The following is a 19,714-nucleotide window of genomic DNA, read 5'->3' as shown; positions in this document are numbered from 1 at the left end:
TGATTTAAAATGGAAAAACTATTACTTTTTTTAAACAATTTTTTACGAGATATAAAAAAAATACAATTCGTTGTATTACTTCTTTCCTCTTCAATTGGATTCGCACAAACTATAACTACTAACAAAACAGTAACAGCAAATGCCAGTAACTGCGGAATTGTGAATGTAAAAGTAGATATTACAGGCGCTAATCCAATTACCCGAAATTCGGATGTGATTCTGGCAATCGATATATCCGGAAGTATGGGTAATACGATTTCGGGAGATTTTAAAACTTCGATGGATTATGCCAAAGATGCTGCTCTGGCTTTTTTGAATCAGGCAAAAGCAAATCCTCAAAACCGAATTGCTATTGTTGCCTACAGCACTACTGCCAGTTTAAAAATTGGACTGACGTATTTGAATGCTACAGGCGTAACTCAAATCACAAATCAGATAAATGCTTTACAGGCTACTAATTCTACAAATATTTATGCTGGAATTGTGCGATCTGAAACTGAATTAGAAACCAACGGCCGTTTTGACTGCAGCACTGCAAGAGCCATAATTTTACTTACTGATGGAATTGCCAACGTTACCGGAACCAGCGGTAATACAAGTTGTAATGTAAGCAAAACATCGCAATGCGTTACTGATGCCATAAATGCGGCTGCGAATGCCAAAACGACCACCAAATCTAGTGTTGTATATAATAATCAGGTTTTTTCTGTGGGGTTATTTGGAGGTATCAGCGGTAATATAAATACCAACAACAGCGACCAGAATATTGCTAAATATACTTTAGATAATATTCAGGGAAGTGCTGCTTATATTACGCAAAGTGGTGCCAATTTAACTGCAATTTATAATCAGATTGCAACTCAGATTTCATGGGTAGCTCAAAGTTTGGTTGCAAAAGAAACTATTATTCCTGGTTTTACGATAAGTGCCATTACCACAAGTAAGGGAACTGCTTCGTTATCCGGACAAGTGATTACCTGGAATACTGATTTTTTAAATTCTGAAACGATCACTTTAAATTATCAGCTGACTCCAACGGGAAGCGCTTGCGGAAACCAAACAGTCAGCACATCAACGCTGAATTATCAAAATTCAACTTGTGCTAATGATTCAAAAGCAATAACGAGTCCGAGTTATTTTGTTCCGTGCCCGCCGGTAATTACTGGAGCTTTAACAGCGTGTGGTTCTACTACTTTAACAGCAACTACAAATGCCGCTTCGCCAAGTTATGTTTGGTATAAAGATAATGTTGTAATTTCCGGTCAGACTTCTGCAACTCTTACAGCAACTGCAAGTGGTGTTTATAAAGTGAAGGTTAAAAATGGCACTACAAACTGCGAATTAACTTCGGCAGATTCTACTGTTTCTATAAGTCCGGCTGCAGCATTAGTCGCTCCTGCAAATGCCTCTATTTCCGGATGCAGTACTGCAGCAATAACTGGGCTTCCGTATAGCGCTGCAAGTACTAATATAACACTTGCTCAATTAAATAGTGCGGGAGGATCATTATCAAACAGCGGTTCAATTGGAAGTTATACAATATCTTATTCTGATACTTCTACAGGAACATGTCCAACCGTAGTTACCCGAACTTTTAAGGTTACTACAAGCTGCGGAAATGTTACTGCGATACAAACAATTGGCATTCAAGACACAACGGCTCCTACTTGGACAACCGCAGCAAACTCTCTAAATGTAACTTTACAATGCAGTGATACAGCGGGACTAACTGCCGCACAGAATCAAACGCCGATTGCATCTGATAATTGCGGAGGAACTGTAACGTATACAAAAATCTCAGGAAGTTTTTCTGCAGGAACTTGTGCCAACTCTGGAACTTACACCAACACTTGGACTGCAAAAGATGTCTGCAATAATACTTCAACAGTTTTTACGCAGGTAATTACAATTCAGGATACAACGGTTCCAACTTGGACTACTGCTGCAAATGCATTGAATGTAACTTTACAGTGCAGTGATACAGCGGGACTAACTGCTGCGCAGAATCAAGCTCCAACTGCAACAGATAACTGCGGAGGAACTGTAACGTATACTAAAACCTCAGGAAGCTTTTCTGCAGGAACTTGTGCTAACTCTGGAACTTACACTAATACTTGGACTGCAAAAGATATCTGCAATAATACTTCAGCAATTTTTACGCAGGTAATTACGATTCAGGATACAACGGTACCGACTTGGACTACTGCTGCAAATGCATTGAATGTAACTTTACAGTGCAGTGATACAGCGGGACTAACTGCTGCGCAGAATCAAGCGCCTTCTGCTTCTGATAACTGCGGAGGAACAGTAACGTATACTAAAACGAGCGGTGCTTTTTCTGTAGGCAGTTGTGCTAATTCTGGAACGTATACCAACACTTGGACTGCGAAAGATGTCTGCAATAATACTTCAACAGTTTTTACGCAGGTAATCACCATTCAAGATAATACAGCGCCAACTTGGACAACTGCTGCAAATGCATTGAATGTAACTTTACAGTGCAGTGATACAGCGGGATTAACTGCTGCGCAAAATCAGGCTCCAATTGCATCTGATAACTGCGGAGGAACTGTAACGTATACTAAAATCTCAGGAAGCTTTTCTGCAGGAACTTGTGCTAACTCTGGAACTTATACTAATACCTGGACTGCAAAAGATATCTGCAATAATACTTCAACAGTTTTTACGCAGGTAATTACAATTCAAGATACAACAGCGCCGACTTGGACAACAGCACCAAATGCTCTAAATGTCACTTTACAATGCAGTGATACTTCTGGATTAACTGCTGCACAGAATCAAGCGCCGATTGCAACTGATAATTGTGGCGGAACTGTAACGTATACTAAAACCTCAGGAAGTTTTTCTGCCGGAACTTGTGCTAATTCTGGAACTTATACTAATACCTGGACTGCAAAAGATATCTGCAACAATACTTCAACAGTTTTTACGCAGGTAATTACGATTCAGGATACAACTGCACCGACTTGGACAACTGCTGCAAATGCATTGAATGTAACTTTACAGTGCAGCGATACAGCGGGACTAACTGCTGCGCAAAATCAGGCTCCAGTTGCTTCTGATAACTGCGGTGGAACAGTAACGTACACAAAAATAAGCGGATCTTTTTCTGCTGGTTCTTGTGCCAACTCTGGAACTTACACTAATATCTGGACTGCGAAAGATATCTGCAATAATACCTCAACAGTTTTTACTCAGGTAATTACAATTCAGGATACAACTGCACCAACTTGGACAACCGTAGCAAACGCCTTAAATGTGACTTTGCAGTGCAGTGACACTTCTGGATTAACTGCTGCGCAGAATCAGACGCCTGTTGCAACTGACAACTGCGGAGGAACCGTAACTTACACTAAAACTTCAGGAAGCTTTTCAGCGGGAACTTGTCCTAACTCAGGAACATATACCAACACTTGGACTGCAAAGGATATCTGCAGTAATACTTCAACAGTTTTTACGCAGGTAATCACCATTCAAGATAACACAGCGCCAACTTGGACAACTGCACCAAATTCTCTAAATGTAACTTTGCAGTGCAGTGATATTTCGGGATTAACTGCTGCGCAAAATCAGGCTCCAGTCGCTTCTGACAATTGCGGAGGAACTGTAACGTATACAAAAATCTCAGGAAGTTTTTCTGCCGGCTCTTGTTCAAATTCTGGAACTTATACTAATACCTGGACTGCAAAAGACATTTGTAATAATACTTCAACGATTTTTACGCAGGTAATCACCATTCAAGATAACACAGCACCGACTTGGACAACTGCTGCAAACTCTCTAAATGTAACTTTACAATGCAGTGATACAGCGGGATTAACTGCTGCGCAGAATCAGGCACCTGTCGCTTCTGACAATTGTGGAGGAACTGTAACGTATACTAAAACAAGCGGCGTTTTTTCTGTAGGCTCTTGTGCTAATTCTGGAACATACACTAATACTTGGATTGCAAAAGATATCTGTAACAATACTTCAACTATTTTCACACAGGTAATTACAATACAAGACACTAGCATTCCAACTTGGACAACTCAATCTGGTTCTTTAAATAGAACTATTGAATGCAGCGATCAACAAGCTCTTGTTTCGGTACAGGCTTTATTCCCAACTGCTTCAGGCGCCTGTGATATTGATTTAACAAATATCACAAAAGTAAGCGGTCAGTTTATGGCTTCTGCAGGTTGTGGCAATGCCGGAACATATACCAACACCTGGACAGTAAAAGATGACTGCGGCAATACTTCGGATACTTTTACTCAGGTAATCACAATTCAGGATACTACTGCACCGACTTGGACAACTCAGAATGGTTCGCTAAATGTAACTTTAGAATGCAGTGATAGCTCTGGTTTAACATCGGCGCAAGCTTTATTTCCAACAGCTTCTGATTTATGCGATGCTGATGTAAGCAGCATTACAAAAGTAAGCGGTCAGTTTATGGCTTCTGAAGGATGCAGTAATGCAGGAACTTACACCAATACATGGACAGTAAAAGATGACTGCGGTAATACTTCGGATACTTTTACTCAGGTAATCACAATTCAGGATACTACTGCACCGACTTGGACAACGCAAACTGGTTCTCTAAACGTAACTTTAGAATGCAGTGATAGCTCTGGTTTAGCATCGGCGCAAGCCTTATTTCCAACAGCTTCTGACTTATGTGATGCTGATGTAAGCAACCTTACAAAAATAAGCGGTCAGTTTATGGCTTCTGAAGGATGCAACAATGCCGGAACTTACACCAACACCTGGACTGTAAAAGATGACTGCGACAATACTTCGGATACTTTTACTCAGGTAATCACAATTCAGGATACTACTGCACCGACTTGGACAACTCAGAATGGTTCTTTAAACGTAACTTTAGAATGCAGTGATACAACAGGATTGGCATCGGCGCAAGCCTTATTTCCAACAGCTTCTGACTTATGTGATGCTGATGTAAGCAACCTTACAAAAATAAGCGGTCAGTTTATGGCTTCTGAAGGTTGTGGCAATGCCGGAACTTATACCAACACCTGGACAGTAAAAGATGACTGCGGCAATACTTCGGATACTTTTACTCAGGTAATCACAATTCAGGATACTACTGCACCGACTTGGACAACTCAGAATGGTTCTTTAAACGTAACTTTAGAATGTAGCGATACAACAGGATTGGCATCGGCGCAAGCCTTATTTCCAACAGCTTCTGACTTATGTGATGCTGATGTAAGCAGCATTACAAAAATAAGCGGTCAGTTTATGGCTTCTGCAGGTTGTGGCAATGCCGGAACTTATACCAATACCTGGACTGTAAAAGATGACTGCGGTAATACTTCGGATACTTTTACTCAGGTAATCACAATTCAGGATACTACTGCACCGACTTGGACAACTCAAAATGGTTCTCTAAACGTAACTTTAGAATGCAGTGATACAACAGGATTGGCATCGGCGCAAGCCTTATTTCCAAAAGCTACTGATTTATGCGATGCTGATGTAAGCAATATTACAAAAGTAAGCGGTCAGTTTATGGCTTCTGCAGGTTGTGGTAATGCCGGAACTTACACCAATACCTGGACTGTAAAAGATGACTGCGGTAATACTTCGGATACTTTTACTCAGGTAATTACTATTCAGGATACCAGCTCACCAACTTTTATTGGAGAACTTCCTGCCGATATAACTGTTTCTTGCGATGCAGTTCCTCAACCTGCTAATATGGAAGCTTCTGATAACTGCAACGGAAATTTACCAATTGTATATACTGAAACAAAAAGTGATATTCAAAACGAATGCGCTTCAAATTATACTCTGACCCGTAATTGGAAAACAAGTGACTGTTCTGGAAACACCGTTTCTCACACTCAAATTATTACAGTAAGAGATACAACGGCTCCTACAGGAACTGCACCTTCTGATGTTGCAGACTTGCAGAGTATTACCGAAATACCAGCCGGAAATGTACAGGATATAAAAGATGCTGCTGATAATTGCAGTTCAAATGTTTCTATTACAATATCTGATACCAACAACGAAGGAAGCGGCTGTCAAGGAAGTCCTTACATCTTAACAAGAACTTATACGCTGGCAGACTGCGCAGGTAATAAAACTGAATTAGTTCAGACTTTTACAGTTGAAAATAAAGTTACTGTAAGCGGTATTGCGACAAATACTACGTGTCTTGGAGGTAAAGACGGTTCAATTTTAGTAACCAGCAGTCCAGGTTCAACAGTTGTTATCACAAATGATAAAAACGAAGTGGTTGGTAATACCAATTTACCTGCCGGAACTTATACGCTTACTGCATCATCTCCTGTAAATGAAAATCAAAACTGTACTGCAACAGCAACGGTAACTATTACAGAGCCAAGTTATACTGTAAAAATATCAGGTCAAGTAATTAATGTTGATACTCACTCCGGAATCGCTAATGTTCCTATAACATTGATTCCGCAAAGTCCAACAACAGGTCCTGTTTTATTACACTTAACTGCAGCCGACGGAAGTTACAGCTTCTCAGGCATGCCGACAGGAAATTATTTAGTTCAGGTTCAGGATGCTAATTTAAATAGTGCATACCAATTATATCCTATTGATTCAAGCTTGTTCTTTACCACACTTGAAGATTGTAAAATTCAAAAACATGATTTTGAATATGGCGCCTCTACACTTCCTGTTTTAGGAGATTATGTTTGGTATGATACGAACAGTAACGGAATTCAGGATGAATGGTATGATGCCAACAATGACGGAATTGTTACCAAAAATATTCCTGATTCAAACGGCGCAATTGATTACAGCCTTTGGGAATGGATCGATTTAAACGGTGACGGAAGCTATACCGGACCTCTAAATGCAGGTGAATTGAATGCCGGCGGTTTTGGTAATGCAGCTAACGCAAATGTAATTATAGACGGACCAAATGGCTATCACCAAGAAGTAATTGTTGGTATTGCAGGATTCTGGAGAGACAGACCAAACAGTCAAAATCCGTATGGTGAATATACTATCAAATTAGTTCGTGAAGCCAATTTTGACGCCGTGGCATCTGCATTAGGCGCTACAGGTTTAGTTAAAGTGCTTCCTTCTGTAACCGATAAAAAAATTACATCAAAAACCAGTAAATCGCAAACGCATATTGTTTGTTCAACTACAACCGAAAGTGGTTACATTGTAAATGTAACACCAGAAGATTTAATACACTTAGATATTGATTTCGGCGTAAGCTGTAAAACGTATTTGGATATAGTAGCTAATGATGATAATGCGGGACCAATAGCTGGTGTAAATAACATAACACATAATGTTATAAATGTTCTTACTAATGACACACTTGAAGGCGCGCCAATAACATCTTCTCAGGTTATTATAACAACTGTAACACCAAATGAGTTTTTACAACTAAACCCAGATGGTTCTGTAGATGTATTGCCAAATGCTCCAACAGGAACTTTAACATTGGTTTACCAAATATGCGAAGCAGATCAGACTTCAAATTGTGATACAGCAACGGTTACCATTACCATTGAAGCTCCGGTTATGACGGTTACTGCCACATCAATTTGTGTAAACGATGTTCCTTATATTGATTATGTAGTAACTCCGGTAAACTTCACACCTGTAAACGGCGTAACCATTGCGTGGGCCAATGCTCAAAATACGGTAATCACTACAATGACAAATCTGCCTCTTTCCGGCAGAGTGTTATGGCCTGGAGCTTTAGTAGATGAAAACGGAAAAGGAATTGACTGGCCGGGCTGGATTTTTGAAAACAATAAATGGATTCAGGGCTCAGATGGTTTCGAGTCACTACGTCCAACGGTTAACGTTACAGTATCAGTAAATCCAAGTGAAACTATTACTGTAAATTATCCTCCGGCTGATCCTTATTGTACTGCCAGACCAACATTTGCAATCGTGGCAAATGATGATACTCCAACTCCAATTACCGGACCGGCAGGAGTAATAAATATAGTAAATGTTCTAAATAACGACACATTAAACAATAGTGCTATAAATCCTAATGATGTAACGCTGTCAACAGTAACACCAGATCCAAAAGGAGTTTTAACTCTAAATCCTGACGGTTCTGTAGATGTTGCAGCAAATGCTCCGGGAGGTACTTATACTTTAGTGTATCAAATTTGTGAAAAAGCCGATGCCGGAAATTGTGATACAGCAATTGTAACTGTAACCGTTCTTGATTCTCAAGTAAATGCCAATGACGACAATTACGTAAATATAGGATGCAACACATTTGGATTAGTTGGTAATGTTTTAAGCAATGACTTAAAAGGACAGCTTCCTGCAACACTGGAATTGGTAACTTTTACTCTGTTGAATGAAAACAATAATGCTGCAAAAACAGATCCTAACATTACTATCGATGCATCTGGAAATGTAACGGTATCAAGCTTAACACCTGCCGGAACTTATACTTACATGTATCGCATCTGCGGTAAGCAAAACTCAGAAAACTGTGACACTGCAACGGTAACGATTACAGTTCTGCCAAGCGGAACAACAAATATTACCAGTAAAGCCTGTAACGACGATACAACATTATTGAATTTATCTGATTTATTACCAGAAGGTACTCCTTTAACAGGAAGCTGGCTAGATACAAGCAACAGCAGAGCATTGCAGGGAAATATACTTAATGCGTATGGTCTTGCTCTTGGCAGTTATACATTCGAATATAAAATAGTTAATGAAAACTGTCCAAGAAGTATTTTACTGACTATGGAAATAAACGACGACTGTAAAGTATTGGCTTGTCAAAGTATTTTGATACACAATGCTTTTTCACCAAACGGTGACGGAAAAAATGACTTTTTCGTAATTGATGGTATTGATGATTTAACCTGTTATCCAGAAAACACTGTAGAGATTTATAACCGCTGGGGAATATTAGTATTTGAAACCAACAATTACAACAATACTACGAATGCCTTCGACGGAACATCAAGAGGAAGAACAACTATTCAGCAATCTGATGGTCTGCCAACGGGTACCTATTTCTACATCGTGACTTATAAATCGTTAGATGGAAACAATGTTATTCAAAACAATAAAAAAGAAGGGTATTTATATCTGTCCAAATAGGAACAAAAAAGCAATGCGTTGTACAACGCAAAACGTATAACGCATTGCATATTCACTAAACAATACACATCTATTATGAGAACAAAATTATTTTTTTTCGTCATTATGTTTGTAACCATTGCGGGTTATGCACAGCAAGATGCACAGTATACGCAATATATGTACAATACAATTAATATAAATCCGGCTTATGCAGGATCACGCGGGGCTTTAAGTGTTTTTGGACTATATCGTACCCAATGGGTTGGACTGGACGGAGCGCCTGAAACAAGCACTTTTTCTATCAATACTCCAATAAACAACAGCAATTTAGGAGTTGGTCTTTCGCTTGTAAATGATAAAATCGGACCTACAAATGAAAATAATATTTCAGCCGATATTTCGTATACCGTTCAGACTTCTGCTGATTTTAAACTATCATTTGGTATTAAAGGAACTGCCAATATATTCAATCTTGATGTCAACAAACTAAATCCGGCAGAACAAGGCGATCCGCAGTTTCAGGATTTAAGCAACAAATTTACTCCAAACGTAGGAGCCGGAGTTTATTGGCATTCAGACAAAGCATACATTGGTTTATCTGTACCCAATTTTATAGAAACCAATAGATATAGTGATAATGATATAGCCATTTACAAAGACAAAATCAATTATTACTTAATGGCAGGTTATGTTTTTGATCTTGATAAATTACAATACATCAAGTTTAAACCGGCTGTTTTAACCAAAATGGTCGAAGGAGCTCCTCTTCAGGTTGATGTTTCTGCCAATTTTATGTTTATTGATAAACTTGTTTTGGGTGTTGCTTACAGATGGAGCGCTTCTTTAAGTGCCATGGCTGGATTTCAAATCACCGACGGACTTTATATAGGTTATGGTTACGACCGAGAAACCACAAACCTAAATAATTACAATTCAGGATCGCATGAAATATTCCTGCGTTATGAATTCTTTAAAAACAATGGTAAAATGACAACTCCTCGTTTCTTTTAAAAATAAGTATTATGAAAAATTATAGACTTCTTTGCTTAATAATTCTAAATGTTTTTTATAGCTATCCGCAGCAGGCAAAGCTGAATTCGGGTGATAAAAAATATGACGGTTATGCGTATATCGACGCTATAAAAACGTATGAAAGGGTTGCCAATAAGGGATATAAATCCGAAGATTTGTTTAAAAAACTTGGAAATTCTTATTATTTCAATTCAGAGTTTGAAGGCGCTGCTAAGTGGTACGGAGAATTATTTACCATTAATACATCTCCCGAAGCCGAATATTATTACAGATATGCACAGTCTTTAAAATCAACTGGACAGACAGATAAGGCAAATAAAATAATGAATGAATTTAATGCCAAATACAAGAATGATTCCAGAGGGAAACTTTACAGAGAAGATGCTGATTATCTTACCGAAATTAAAGCAAACTCCGGACGTTATAAAATTGAAGATGCAGGAATTAACTCTAAATATTCAGATTATGGAAGCTTTATTTACAACAATACTATCTATTTTGCTTCTGCCAGAGATACTGGAAACTTTTCGCAGAGAAAACATAAATGGACAGGAGAATATTATACTAATATTTACAGCGCCAATCTAGACCAGCAAAGTGGTACGGTTCTAAAAACCAGCAAGTTCAAAACTGCTTTAAACAGCAAGTTTCATGAAGCCACTCCGGTTTTTACAAAAGATGGAACTACCGTTTATTTTACTCGAAATAACTATATAGACGGCAAAAAAGGAAAAGATGACAACAAAATTACTTTAGTAAAAATTTACCAGGCACATTTAGAAAATGGAAAATGGGCTAATGTTAAAGCTGTTTCTTTTTCAAGCGATAATTACAGTACAGCACATCCTGCTTTAAGCCCAGATGAAAAAACATTGTATTTTGCATCAGATATGCCGGGAACAATGGGACAGTCGGATATTTTTAAAGTCAGCATAAATCCCGATGGCAGTTTTGGGACACCGCAAAATCTCGGATCTTCTATTAATACCGAAGGAAAAGAAACCTTTCCGTATGTAACAAGTGAAAACGAAATCTATTTTGCTTCAGATGGTCATCCCGGACTTGGAGGTTTAGATGTTTTTGTGGGACAAATTGAAGACAACGGCACAATAAGCGATATTCAAAATTTAGGAAATGATATTAATTCTCCTAAAGATGACTTTGCTTATATCATTAATTCGGATACCAGACAAGGTTATTTTAGTTCTAACAAAGACGGCGGGCAAGGTTCTGATGATATTTACCAATTTCTCGAAACCAAAAGATTAAAATGTCTTCAGGAATTATATGGCGTAATCACAGATTCTGAAAGCAAGATTGTGCTTCCGGGAACAAAAGTTACTTTATATGAAAATCATAAAATTAAAAACTCAACCGTTTCCAGTACATCCGGAGAATACAGTTTCGCAGTAGAGTGCGGCAAAACGTACAGCGTTAGAGCCGAAAAACCAGACTATGCTACAAAAGAAGTTGATATAACGATTGCGAGAACAAACGGAAAAACCAATCTTCCTATTGCATTAGACAAATCTGTATGTAAAGTTGCTATTGGAGATGATCTTGGAAAATGTTTTGGTATTAAAATGATTTATTTTGATCTCGACAAATCAAACATTCGTACCGAAGCTGCTTTGGATTTAGAAAAAATACTCGATGTATTAAATCAATATCCAACAATGAAACTCGACATTCGTTCACATACAGACAGCAGGGCTTCTCACCAATACAACGAAGCCTTATCTGACCGAAGAGCAAAATCGACCATAAAGTGGCTTATCAAAAACGGAGTCGCTAAAAACCGTTTAACCGGAAAAGGCTATGGTGAAACTGAATTAGTAAACCAATGTTCTGATGGCGTAAACTGTACTGAAGAAGAACATCAAATGAACAGAAGAAGCGAATTTATCATTACTGGATTATAATTAAAAACAGACTAAAATAAATAAAAGCTGTCTTTTCAGACAGCTTTTATTAAAAAAACGGTCGTTGCAAATCAGGAATCACAACGACAACTAACCAACCAGTTCAAACGTTTCTCTTTTATAATTTTACGAAAATATTCGTGTAGTATTTTCTTCCGGAAGCATCTGTCGAAACAGATAATCCAAAGTGAGTGTAGTCACCTTCAATATTTTCTTTATGTCCGGAGCTTTCAAGCCAGGCTTTTAATGCAGCTGCAGAAGTTTTGTAGTTGTAAGCCACGTTCTCTCCTATTTTTTTAGCTCCAAGAACAGTCATGATATTGTTAGAACGAGCTGTAAAATCGTTATGATTTACAACATTATTGTCAATCATATATTTATTATGCTCTTCGCATTTAGAAGAAATGTGATTATTTTTTTCCAACGCATTTAAACCAATACTAACTCTGTATTCGTTTATTAACTGCATCGTTTCCAATTCAGATGAATTGTAATTATAAGTAGTAACTACAGCTTCTGGAGTTGTAGTATTTTCATTGCCCTCGGCGCCGTCGGCAGAGCATGAGTTCATTGTGATTGACATCACAATGAACACCATAGCGCACATAATCTTTTTCATAATCAGTAGTAGTTAAGTTATAAAGTAAATGTTGGGGCAAATGCTTTAAATTTATTATGTGACAAATTGCTCTAAATTTCTTACGTCAAACGTATTCAATTTATCGGTAAACTACAAAAATAATCGATGAAATGCACTAATATTTTTTATTATACTATATTTTTCTTACAAATCAAGAAGAAAGACGCTCAATTGTCCATGAAAAATCAGATTGACTTGTATAACGAATTCTATCATGCAGTCGGTTGGGTCTTCCCTGCCAAAATTCTACCTGTAAAGGTGTTACTAAATAACCACCCCAATTTTCAGGTCTTGGAATGGCTTTCCCTTCAAATTCAGCTTCCAGTTTTTTTAAATTTTCCTCTAAAAAAGTTCTGGAAGGAATAACTTCACTTTGATGTGAAACTACAGCACCCAGTTTACTGCCGTCTGGTCTTGAATCAAAATAATTATCAGAAATAAGTTCAGATGTTTTTTGGGCAATTCCTTTTATAATAACCTGACGCTCCATTTCCTGCCAAAAAAATGACAAACATACATTTGGATTCGCTTCAATTGCTTTTCCTTTTTCAGAATTATAATTGGTGTAGAATATAAAACCTTCTTCTGAGAATTTCTTTAAAAGCACAACACGCGATTTTGGAAAACCATCCAATCCAATAGTCGAAACCGTCATGGCATTTACCTCACCGCTTCCGCCAAAATCTTCCACTTCATGAAACCATCGGTTAAAAAGATTAATAGGATCCTCCGGAATATTACTTTCCAGTAATTCACTTTTTTCGTATGATTTTCTATAATTGCTTAAATCATTCATGATTTTAAATTTTAGATTGTTGATTTTAGATTTCTTCAAAAACTTAGAACCTCAGCTCCTTAGAAACGTAGCATCTTTAAAACTCAAACGAAACTCCGTCATCTGCTAAAAGCACATTTGGAAAAACTTGTTCAGCTTCTTCTTTAAAACGCTCTAAACCATCGTATCGTGTTGAATAATGACCTAAAATTAACTGTTTTACATTCGCTTTTAAAGCAATTGTTGCAGCTTCTTTTGCAGTAGAATGCAGTGTTTTTTGAGCCAAAGGAGCTTCAGAATTTAAAAAAGTTGATTCGTGATACAAAATATCAGCATTCTGTATAATTGGAATTACAGCTTCATGGTAAACCGTGTCAGAACAAAAAGCATAACTTTTTGCCGGCGGCGGATCGAAAGTCAGTTTTTCATTTTCAATTACAGTTCCGTTATCCAGAGTTATATCACTTCCGTTTTTTATTTTCTGATAATAGGCAACGTGTATATCATATTTTTGAACAGCTTCAACATCTAATTTTCTTTCATCCGGTTTTTCCTGAAAAAGATAACCGTTTGTGTACACACGATGTTTAAGCGGAATTGTTTTTACAATAACACGTTTATCTTCAAAAATAATTTCACTTTCTTTTGATTGTAATTCATGAAAAAACAAAGAATAAGTTGTCCATGATTCTGTTAACTTTAATTGAAGCAGAATCAGTTCTTTTATTCCTTTTGGACCATAAATATGTAAATCTGTTGTTCTTCCTAAAAGAGAAAAAGTCGAAATAGTTCCTATTAAACCATACAAATGATCACCATGAAGATGAGAAATAAAAATATGGTTGATTTTTGAGAATTTAATTTTGTTCTTTCGAAGCTGTACCTGAGTTCCTTCGCCGCAGTCAATTAAAAATAATCGGTTTTTAATTTCTAAAACCTGCGAAGTCGGGTTTGTAAGTGTTCTGGGAGTCGCTGCATAACAGCCAAGTATTGTTAATTTCATTTACTGATTTTAGATTTTATCCCGAAGTCTCGGGAAAGATTTTAGATTAACTACCATTTTAGATTTAGTATTCAAAAAAATCTAAAATCTAAAATCTGTCCCGAGACTTCGGGATAAAATTAGAATCCGAGGTCTCTTTCAATTTCTTCCATTTCGATAATATCGTGAGCTTCTAAAAGCGAAGGTACAACGGCTAATTTATCTGAAATGGCATTAAAATCAAGATCAGAAGCGACAATTACAAACGATTTTTTTGCTTTTTTCTGAAGCTTAGAAAGCGGTAAAAAAGCTTTTAAATCTTTTTCTGTAACCGAAGCATCTGCTGATAAATCGATGATAATATTTTGTTTTTCAAAGGTTTTAAACTGCTGCGTTACTTTTTCTAAGAAAGCATTTACATCTCCTTGTGTGTCTTTAATAGTAACGGTATGTCCTTTTTGATCTACTTTCATTTTTTAATTTATGGGGCTAATATAAAAATTGATTTTCGAGAGCTAAGGTACGAAGATTTTTTTAGTGTTCAGTGTTCAGATTTTTAGTAATCAGATTCTTTTATTGATCACTGGTCAGGTTTCAGTATTAAGTCTTTTCCTTAATTCTTCCAAGTTTTCAGGCTGATTAGAGTCGAAGCTCTTGTTGTCAAATTATGTTCTCGTTAAAAAAAGTCTTTCGAATTCATTCAGGTCAGTGAGACAACCAATAACTGAACACTAAAAATCTGAACACTGAACACTAAAACTTTACTGAATCTTAGAAGCCAAAAGATAAATAACCGCCATTCTAATTGCTACACCGTTTTCAACCTGATTTAGAATTACAGAATGATCAGAATCCGCAACTTCAGAAGTAATCTCAACTCCTCTGTTAATTGGTCCCGGGTGCATGATTACGATTTCTTTATTAAGCGAATCCAAAAGTGGTTTATCAACTCCGTATTGCTGTGCATATTCGCGTGTTGACGGGAAGAAATTGACATCCATACGTTCGTTCTGCACACGAAGCATATTGGCAACATCACACCATTCCAAGGCTTTACGAAGATTTGGTTCAACCGTAACTCCAAGAGATTCAATATATCTCGGAATCAAGGTTTTTGGCCCGCAGACCTTTACCTCAGCGCCCTGCATCTGCAAAGCATATATGTTTGATAAAGCAACTCTCGAATGCAGAATATCACCTACGATTACTACTTTTTTTCCGGCTACATCGCCTAGTTTTTCTCTAATAGAATAACTGTCTAACAAAGCCTGTGTTGGGTGTTCGTGCGCTCCGTCTCCGGCATTTACGATACTCGCTTTGACATTTTTAGATAAAAAATAAGCCGCTCCGGGATTGGAGTGGCGCATTACAACCATGTCAACTTTCATGGAAAGGATATTATTTACTGTATCAATCAAGGTCTCTCCTTTTTTAACCGATGACTGAGCTGCAGAAAAACTGATTACATCAGCAGATAAACGTTTCTGCGCTAATTCGAAAGAGAGTTTGGTCCTTGTACTGTTTTCGAAAAAAATATTGGCAATGGTAATATCTCGTAATGAAGGAACTTTTTTAATAGGTCGGTTAATGACTTCTTTAAAATGATCTGCCGTTTCAAAAATCAGGTTAATATCATTTTCGTTGATATATTTTATTCCTAATAAATGATCTACGCTTAATTCTTTCATTGGTGTTTCTTTACTATTATTTGTTTAATTCTGAATGATGAAATTTTCTTCATTCCATACTTCTTTAAAACAGATGTCCTTATTGGATCATTCTGTCTATAACTTCGCCGTAATCCTGCAAATCTCTTCCTTCTTCATCAAAAATCTGCTGCCATTTGAAACCCGGAATTTCGATTTTTCTTTTTGCAGAACCATCCCAGTTGAGTTCAAAACCATTATTTTTCAGCACTTCTGCAACTTTATTACCCACTCCAATCGTAGTTTCTTCATCTGAATTATCTACTTTCTGGAAAGCGATGTACAAACTCGGATTTTCTGGATCGATTGCTCTTGCTAAATCCTGTTCATGATAAAAACAGTAACCGTCTGATTCAACTTCATTTTCACGAAGTTCTCTTTCAACCTCAACTACTTCATATTCACCATCACTTGTGGTGTATCCGGCGTTGTGAAGTGCGATAATATTTTGATCACATAATTCATCAAACGCTTTTATAAGCTTTTCAGTATCAGTCGGGCTTTTCCATTGTTTACTTTCTTGAAGTAACTTTTGGTATTCTTCGTCGATTTTTTCAAAAGCCCAGGCTTCTGAAATTTCATCTTCAAATTCGTTGTCTTCAATTTCTTCCATGATATTTTCTTTAATATCATCAATAGAAAGAAATCCCATTCTTACCTGATTAAAAATTGATTCATAAATAAACTCTTCGTTCTCTGTCATGACTATATTTTCAATTTTTAATGATTACTATATTAATTGGTAACTAAATGAACTACGTCTTCTCCGTCATTTTCTTTCCAGCTCACGATTACTTTTTCGCCATTAATAGCATCTACCTGACGACCGCGATAATCCGGCTGAATTGGCAAATGACGGCTGAAACGTCTGTCGATTAAAACTAACAATTCAATTTCTGAAGGTCTCCCGAAAGACTGAATCGCCGTTAAAGCCGAACGAATGCTTCGTCCTGTAAACAATACATCATCTATAAAAATGACTTTTTTGTCTTCGACTATAAAATTGATTTGTGTTTTATTGGCTTCAAGCGGTTTGTCTGTACGACGGAAATCATCTCTAAAAAAAGTGATATCCAGATATCCCAAAGAAATTTCAGGAACCTTGTATTCGTTTTCTAAGATTTGTTTTAAACGTTCAGCTAAAAAAACACCACGAGGCTGAATTCCCACTAAAATAGTATCCGAAAAATCTAAGTGTTTCTCAATTAACTGACAAGCCAAACGATGGAGTATGATAGTAACTTCTTTTGAATTAAGTAATACTTTTTGGCTCATAATAACTGATATATTTAGTTGGGCAAATATACGGAATCTGATTTTATTTGTTTGAATTATTAGAATAGAAATATTTTTTACATCTACACTAACTGTATAAATTCCGTAGGAATGAAACATTTTATAGCAACGGATTTCAATCCGTTGAGAAATTAATCAGCATTCCGTCTAGTTCCATAGGAACGATACATATTATAAACGCTTAAAATGTATCGACCCTACGGCTCTTAAAACCTCTACTCGTTATTACAAACCGGATTAAAATCCGGCCCTACAATATTTGGCCGAGCCGATGGCTCTTATTTTCTTCGAAATGTAACTCCAAATCCTAAAACATTTCTCAAAAATTCTATAACACATTTTCCTGATTCTGGTAGTAATTTTAATAATGAATTTAAAAACTCAAAATCATGCAAAATAAAATACTAAGATTGTTAATGGTATTTGTTATACTGTTTTCATTTACAAGCTGTGAAGTTATAGGAGACATTTTTAAAGCCGGAATGGGATTCGGGATTTTTATCGTAATTTTTATTATTGCGATTATCATCTGGATTTTTGCCAGGATTTTTAGAAAATAAAAAACATAAAAAAATCCCAAATTCTATTCATTGGAATTTGGGATTTTTTTTATTTGGAATTTTGTAAATCTTACTGATTAAAGATTATACATCTTCTTTCTCTGTTCCTGAATCTTTTCATCATCAAGATATTCGTCAAATGTCATGTAACGGTCGATTACTCCGTTTGGTGTCAATTCTACGATTCTGTTACCAACAGTCTGCGCAAACTCGTGGTCATGCGTTGTGAAGATTACAGAACCTTTAAAGTTTTTCAATGAGTTGTTAAAAGCTGTAATAGACTCCAAATCTAAGTGGTTTGTCGGCTCATCAAGCATTAAAACGTTAGCACGCTCCATCATCATTCTTGATAACATACAACGTACTTTTTCTCCTCCAGATAAAACTCTGGATGTTTTTAAAGCTTCTTCTCCAGAGAAAATCATTTTTCCTAAGAATCCTCTAATGAAAACCTCATCACGCTCTTCTTCAGTTTTAGCGTACTGACGTAACCAGTCTACTAAAGACAAATCATTTTCGAAATATTTGTGGTTTTCAGCCGGAAGATACGCTTGGTTTGTTGTAATTCCCCAGTCGAAAGTTCCAGAATCTGCTTTTTGTTCTCCGTTTAAGATTTCGTAGAATGCTGTTGTAGCACGTGAATCTTTTGAGAAAAGAACGATTTTATCGCCTTTTGCCATATTCAAATCTACATCTTTAAATAAAACTTCGCCGTCTACAGAAGCCGCCAGGTTTTGAACATTTAAGATTTGATCTCCAGCTTCACGATCCTGATCGAAGATAATCGCAGGATAACGACGGCTTGAAGGTTTGATTTCGGCAATATTTAATTTCGAAATCATTTTTTTACGAGAAGTTGCTTGTTTCGATTTCGCCACGTTTGCACTAAAACGACGAATAAATTCTTCCAATTCTTGTTTCTTCTCTTCTGCTTTTTTGTTTTGCTGTGCACGTTGTTTTGCCGCTAATTGGCTAGACTCGTACCAGAAAGTATAGTTTCCTGAATAGTGATTGATTTTTCCGAAATCAATATCAGAAATATGTGTACAAACCGCATCTAAAAAGTGACGGTCGTGTGATACAACGATTACAGTGTTTTCGTAGTTTGCTAAGAAGTTTTCTAACCAAGCGATTGTTTCAAAATCCAAATCGTTGGTAGGCTCATCCATAATTAATACATCAGGATTTCCGAAAAGTGCCTGCGCCAAAAGCACACGTACTTTCATTTTTCCTTCCATATCAGCCATTAAAGTATAATGATCTGCTTCTGTGATTCCTAAGTTCGATAACATTGATGCTGCATCAGAATCGGCATTCCATCCGTTCATTTCTTCAAACTGCACTTGCAATTCTCCAATTCGGTCTGCATTGGCATCATTATAATCTAAATAAAGTTCATCCATTTCTTTTTTAACAGCATACAGAACTTTATTTCCCATTAAAACGGTTTCCAAAACAGTATGTTCGTCGAACATGTTGTGGTTCTGGTTTAAAACCGACATACGTTTTCCCGGCTCTAAATGGATATGTCCAGAAGTTGGATCCATATCGCCTGAAATGATTTTTAGGAAAGTAGATTTTCCAGCACCATTGGCTCCAATAACTCCGTAAATGTTTCCGTGAGTGAAAGTTGTATTTACTTCATCAAATAAAACTCTTTTACCAAATTGAACTGATAAATTATTGACTGTTAACATGAATGTCT

At 36.8% G+C, this 19,714-nt stretch carries 12 protein-coding genes; 4 read left to right on the top strand and 8 right to left on the bottom strand.

Annotated elements, in window-relative coordinates:
- Positions 1-9 precede the first annotated feature (9 nt).
- From ABD859_RS19005 to ABD859_RS18995, 3 genes are all read left to right on the top strand, one after another.
- Positions 10-9,114, top strand: a complete 9,105-nt coding sequence (locus ABD859_RS19005) for an HYR-like domain-containing protein (RefSeq protein WP_345146211.1) — start codon at positions 10-12, stop codon at positions 9,112-9,114.
- A 75-nt stretch (positions 9,115-9,189) separates the two neighbouring features.
- Positions 9,190-10,107: a PorP/SprF family type IX secretion system membrane protein gene (locus tag ABD859_RS19000; protein ID WP_345146210.1), complete on the top strand. Its 918-nt coding sequence runs from the start codon at positions 9,190-9,192 to the stop codon at positions 10,105-10,107.
- A gap of 11 nt (positions 10,108-10,118) precedes the next feature.
- The gene (locus ABD859_RS18995; protein ID WP_345146208.1) at positions 10,119-12,050 is read left to right on the top strand and encodes an OmpA family protein; all 1,932 of its coding nucleotides are present in this window, start codon (positions 10,119-10,121) and stop codon (positions 12,048-12,050) included.
- A gap of 118 nt (positions 12,051-12,168) precedes the next feature.
- On the opposite strand, the gene ABD859_RS18990 is transcribed toward ABD859_RS18995, so the two are convergent.
- From ABD859_RS18990 to pyrR, 7 genes are all read right to left on the bottom strand, one after another.
- Positions 12,169-12,669, bottom strand: a complete 501-nt coding sequence (locus ABD859_RS18990) for a CAP domain-containing protein (protein ID WP_345146206.1) — start codon at positions 12,667-12,669, stop codon at positions 12,169-12,171.
- 172 nt (positions 12,670-12,841) lie between these two features.
- Positions 12,842-13,486, bottom strand: a complete 645-nt coding sequence (pdxH, locus tag ABD859_RS18985) for a pyridoxamine 5'-phosphate oxidase (RefSeq protein ID WP_345146205.1) — start codon at positions 13,484-13,486, stop codon at positions 12,842-12,844.
- A gap of 76 nt (positions 13,487-13,562) precedes the next feature.
- Entirely contained in the window at positions 13,563-14,468 is a 906-nt protein-coding gene (locus tag ABD859_RS18980) for a ribonuclease Z (RefSeq protein ID WP_345146203.1), read from the bottom strand.
- Positions 14,469-14,587: 119 nt separating this feature from the next.
- Positions 14,588-14,920, bottom strand: coding sequence for a ribonuclease Z (locus ABD859_RS18975; protein ID WP_345146202.1), 333 nt, complete (start codon positions 14,918-14,920; stop codon positions 14,588-14,590).
- Between the two features lie 288 nt (positions 14,921-15,208).
- Positions 15,209-16,135, bottom strand: coding sequence for an aspartate carbamoyltransferase catalytic subunit (locus tag ABD859_RS18970; RefSeq protein ID WP_012026510.1), 927 nt, complete (start codon positions 16,133-16,135; stop codon positions 15,209-15,211).
- Between the two features lie 79 nt (positions 16,136-16,214).
- Positions 16,215-16,856, bottom strand: coding sequence for a DUF6891 domain-containing protein (locus ABD859_RS18965; RefSeq protein ID WP_345146201.1), 642 nt, complete (start codon positions 16,854-16,856; stop codon positions 16,215-16,217).
- A 32-nt stretch (positions 16,857-16,888) separates the two neighbouring features.
- Positions 16,889-17,428 (bottom strand): bifunctional pyr operon transcriptional regulator/uracil phosphoribosyltransferase PyrR, encoded by a 540-nt coding sequence (gene pyrR, locus ABD859_RS18960; protein ID WP_345146200.1) that lies wholly within the window; start codon positions 17,426-17,428, stop codon positions 16,889-16,891.
- 410 nt (positions 17,429-17,838) lie between these two features.
- Here pyrR and ABD859_RS18955 point away from each other — a divergent pair, with 410 nt between their 5' ends.
- Positions 17,839-18,009, top strand: coding sequence for a hypothetical protein (locus tag ABD859_RS18955; RefSeq protein WP_345146199.1), 171 nt, complete (start codon positions 17,839-17,841; stop codon positions 18,007-18,009).
- Positions 18,010-18,086: 77 nt separating this feature from the next.
- On the opposite strand, the gene ABD859_RS18950 is transcribed toward ABD859_RS18955, so the two are convergent.
- On the bottom strand, positions 18,087-19,706 hold the full coding sequence (locus ABD859_RS18950; protein ID WP_345146198.1) for an ABC-F family ATP-binding cassette domain-containing protein: 1,620 nt from the start codon (positions 19,704-19,706) through the stop codon (positions 18,087-18,089).
- Positions 19,707-19,714: the final 8 nt, after the last annotated feature.

Source organism: Flavobacterium ginsengiterrae, assembly GCF_039539785.1.
GTDB lineage: Bacteria > Bacteroidota > Bacteroidia > Flavobacteriales > Flavobacteriaceae > Flavobacterium > Flavobacterium ginsengiterrae.
Note: the sequence above shows the minus strand (reverse complement) of the source record. Positions and strands in the feature narration are given on the sequence as shown.

What these genes read in the sequence shown, in the direction of transcription:
- ABD859_RS19005 (WP_345146211.1), top strand. Translation starts at nt 10, where the DNA reads ATGGAAAAACTATTACTTTTTTTAAACAATTTTTTACGAGATATAAAA.
- ABD859_RS19000 (WP_345146210.1), top strand. Translation starts at nt 9,190, where the DNA reads ATGAGAACAAAATTATTTTTTTTCGTCATTATGTTTGTAACCATTGCG.
- ABD859_RS18995 (WP_345146208.1), top strand. Translation starts at nt 10,119, where the DNA reads ATGAAAAATTATAGACTTCTTTGCTTAATAATTCTAAATGTTTTTTAT.
- ABD859_RS18990 (WP_345146206.1), bottom strand. Translation starts at nt 12,669, where the DNA reads ATGAAAAAGATTATGTGCGCTATGGTGTTCATTGTGATGTCAATCACA.
- pdxH (WP_345146205.1), bottom strand. Translation starts at nt 13,486, where the DNA reads ATGAATGATTTAAGCAATTATAGAAAATCATACGAAAAAAGTGAATTA.
- ABD859_RS18980 (WP_345146203.1), bottom strand. Translation starts at nt 14,468, where the DNA reads ATGAAATTAACAATACTTGGCTGTTATGCAGCGACTCCCAGAACACTT.
- ABD859_RS18975 (WP_345146202.1), bottom strand. Translation starts at nt 14,920, where the DNA reads ATGAAAGTAGATCAAAAAGGACATACCGTTACTATTAAAGACACACAA.
- ABD859_RS18970 (WP_012026510.1), bottom strand. Translation starts at nt 16,135, where the DNA reads ATGAAAGAATTAAGCGTAGATCATTTATTAGGAATAAAATATATCAAC.
- ABD859_RS18965 (WP_345146201.1), bottom strand. Translation starts at nt 16,856, where the DNA reads ATGACAGAGAACGAAGAGTTTATTTATGAATCAATTTTTAATCAGGTA.
- pyrR (WP_345146200.1), bottom strand. Translation starts at nt 17,428, where the DNA reads ATGAGCCAAAAAGTATTACTTAATTCAAAAGAAGTTACTATCATACTC.
- ABD859_RS18955 (WP_345146199.1), top strand. Translation starts at nt 17,839, where the DNA reads ATGCAAAATAAAATACTAAGATTGTTAATGGTATTTGTTATACTGTTT.
- ABD859_RS18950 (WP_345146198.1), bottom strand. Translation starts at nt 19,706, where the DNA reads ATGTTAACAGTCAATAATTTATCAGTTCAATTTGGTAAAAGAGTTTTA.